The sequence below is a fragment of the Hydrogenophaga intermedia genome (genome assembly GCF_023715105.1).
GTDB lineage: Bacteria > Pseudomonadota > Gammaproteobacteria > Burkholderiales > Burkholderiaceae_C > Hydrogenophaga > Hydrogenophaga intermedia_A.
Genome location: NZ_JAMBNO010000057.1, coordinates 1 through 2997, shown reverse-complemented (window position 1 = coordinate 2997; position 2997 = coordinate 1). Strand labels below are relative to the sequence as shown.

The window sequence follows — 2997 nt, the reverse complement described above, 5'->3', positions numbered from 1 at the left end:
GTAAGCGTCGCCTCAACACCCTCTTGACGAGGATGACAGCGGATAGTCAAACGTCCAGGACGTGGCGCAGCAGGGCGAAGCCGACGCGCCAATGGGTGCCATCGCCGGGGTCGATGGTGGCGGTGCGGCTGTTGATGCGCACGATGATGCCCACCACGGTCTGCAGGTACTTGTCCTCAAAGGCCACCTTTTCGCCACAGCGGAAGTCGTTGCGTGTCGGTCGCGTTGGGGCGGGCGGCTCTGGCTCCACCGCTTGAGGAGGTGCCGCAGGATCGGGCGGAGGCGGTTCGATTGCGGCGTAGGGCAGCTTCCACTCCTTGCGCTCTCGCAAGTCCTGCAAGGTGACCTGGGCCTCGCGCATGGCCACGACCTTGCCTTCACGCAGGCTGCCATCGCGCCAGTCCACAAAGCGCACCGTCTGGCCCAGGTGCATGTCCTTGCGCACGGCAATGATGCGCCGCGGATCGGCCAGCAGCCGCTCGATCAGCGTGCTCAGCTGGAACAGCTCCAGGCTGCTGGCGCTCTGCAGGGCGTCCAGCACCCGAGGGTCGATGCCGGGTGCACTCATGCTGCCCGGCGCTGCTGTGTTGGGCTGACCCCTGTGTGCATCAGGTTCCAAGGCAACAGCTCATCGATGCGGTTGATGGGGTGCTCGGCAATGCGGCCGAGCACCTCACGCAGGTAGGCCTCGGGGTCCAGCCCATTGAGCTTGGCGGTCTGCACCAGGCTGTAGATTGCGGCCGCGCGCTCGCCGCCCGCGTCCGAGCCCATGAACAGGTAGTTGCCCCGCCCCAAGGCCACCCCACGCAGCGCCCGCTCGGCGGCGTTGTTGTCCATCTCGATACGGCCGTCATCGCAATAGCGCGTCAGGGCCTGCCAGCGCGCAAGGCTGTAGCCGATGGCTTGTGCCAATTCCGATTTGGCCGACACCCGCCCCAGCAGTTGGCTCAGCCAGGCGTGCATCTCCTGCAGCAGCGGGCCAGCCCGCGCCTGGCGTTGGGCCTGCCGAACATCGGGAGGTTGTCCCCGAATGTCGCGTTCGATCGCATACAGCTCGGCGATGCGTCCGAGCGCCTGTGCGGCGATGGAAGTCTCGTCTTTGCCGCTGCTGAGGTACAGATCCCACCAAGGTCGGCGCGCGTGCGCCCAGCAAGCGGCCTCGGTGATCTGGCCTGATCCGTAGAGCTTGCCCCAGCCGCCATAGGCGTCTGCCTGCAGGATGCCCCGGTATTGCCGCAGGTGCCGCTGTGGGTGTTCACCCTTGCGGTCCGGCGTGTACTGGTACCAGGCTGCAGGAGGCTCGCTGGAACCGATCGGGCGGTCGTCTCTGACGTACACCCACAAGCGTCCGGTCTTGGTCTTGCCCCGCCCGGGCTGCAGCACCGGGACGGGGGTGTCGTCGGCGTGGATCTTGGCCGCCGCCAAGGTGTAGCGCCCCAGCGCCGCCACCAGCGGGTCCAGCAACTGATCGGCCTGATCGACCCAGCCGGCCAGCGTGGAGCGGTCCAGCTCAACGCCGCTGCGGGCGTAGATGCCGCTTTGGCGGTACAAGGGCAAGTGGTCGCAATACTTGGAGACCAGCACATGGGCCAGCAGGCCGGCGCCGGCCACACCACGCGCAATCGGGCGGCCCGGTGCGCTGGCCTGGAAGATCGTCTGGCAGCCCACGCAAACCAGCTTGGGCCGCACATGCCGGATCACCTTGAAGTGCGCCGGCACGTACTCCAGCTGCTCGGAGACGTCTTGCCCGATCTTGCGCAACCGGGCACCGCAGGCCGTGCAGCCGCAGGGTTGGCCCGTACCGTCGTGATGGCTGTTGCTGAGCTGGGGCAGGTGTTCCTGGACGTCGCGCGGCAGATGCGCCGGCAGACGGCGGTCGATCTGCGCGTCATTGGCGGGGGCCGGCACCGGGACACCCTTGGCACGCATGCTCAATGCGGCTTGGTCGCCATCGATCAAAGGCATCTGCGCCGTCAACTGCTCGCTGGATGTACCGAATTCGGAACGAACCCGGCGCAGCAGTTGCAACTTGAGCTTGTCGACCATCAGCTTGAGCAGTGCCACCTCGCTATCGCGCGCCTCGATGATGCGCAACAATTCTTCGCGGCTCGGCTGTGATGGGGTGGGCGTCGACACGGCCTGGAGTGTGCCTCACCCCCAGTCCGGCTCCATCGGGAATGACCCGCAACGCCAGCTCTACGCGGCCAGCTCCGGCCGATGCGTGCGCGCTGGCATGCGCCAATCGATGCCTTCGAGCAGCATCGACAACTGTGCCGGTGTCAGCGATACGCCACCGCCCGAGGCTTGGGGCCAGACGAAGCGCCCGCGTTCGAGTCGCTTGCTGAGCAACAGCAGGCCCTGGCCATCGAACCACAGCACCTTGAGGATGTCGCCGCGCCGGCCGCGGAAGACGAAGACGTGGCCACTGAACGGGTTCTCGCTCAGCGCGGTCTGCACCATCGCGGCCAGACCATCGAAGCCCTTGCGCATGTCGGTGTGTCCGGCCACGATCCACACCCGCGTGTTCGCTGGCAAGCCGATCATGCGCGCAGCGCAGTCACCACCGCCCTCAGTTGCGCGGCATCGACCTGACCGCTCAGGCGGATGACGGCGCCACACAGTTCGATCTCCACCGTTCCCGTGAACGGTTGGGCAAGGGTGGTCGCCACCACATCGGCACAGGGCTGCTGTGCGAGAACAGTCACGGGTAACAGCGTCGGGGTGCCCGATTGCCAATGACCCAGCTTCATCCAGTGACGCAGCAGATTGGCATTGACGCCGTTGCGCAGCGCCAGACCCGCGACCGATGCGCCCGGTCTGCTGGCCTGTTCGACCAGCCAAGCCTTGAAGGTTGAGAAATAGATGTGCTTGCCGTTGCGAAGGGTGCGCTCAACCTTCGGGCCGCTCCACTCAGGGGTATGTCCACTGTCTTGCATATGGACGCATGCTGACCTGCTCCCCTCGGCCCGGCAACAAGGGCCTTGAGGCCACGCTTAC

Annotated in this window: 4 protein-coding genes; all 4 read right to left on the bottom strand. The window is 66.3% G+C overall.

The window, feature by feature from the left end; genetic code table 11:
- Positions 1-46 precede the first annotated feature (46 nt).
- The 4 genes from M3149_RS22440 to M3149_RS22425 are packed head-to-tail and all read right to left on the bottom strand — an operon-like array spanning position 47 to position 2936.
- Positions 47-568 carry a hypothetical protein gene (locus tag M3149_RS22440; protein WP_054257191.1) on the bottom strand — a complete coding sequence of 174 codons (522 nt, stop codon included), beginning with the start codon at positions 566-568 and terminating at the stop codon, positions 47-49.
- A complete protein-coding gene (gene tnpC, locus M3149_RS22435; RefSeq protein WP_251711578.1) occupies positions 565-2136 on the bottom strand; it encodes an IS66 family transposase in 1572 nt (523 codons plus the stop codon). The genes M3149_RS22440 and tnpC overlap by 4 nt, the downstream gene beginning before the upstream one ends.
- Before the next feature lie 60 nt (positions 2137-2196).
- Complete coding sequence (tnpB, locus tag M3149_RS22430) at positions 2197-2544, bottom strand: IS66 family insertion sequence element accessory protein TnpB (protein ID WP_054258153.1); 348 nt, start codon at positions 2542-2544, stop codon at positions 2197-2199.
- Positions 2541-2936, bottom strand: coding sequence for a transposase (locus tag M3149_RS22425; protein WP_251711577.1), 396 nt, complete (start codon positions 2934-2936; stop codon positions 2541-2543). The genes tnpB and M3149_RS22425 overlap by 4 nt, the downstream gene beginning before the upstream one ends.
- Positions 2937-2997 lie beyond the last annotated feature (61 nt).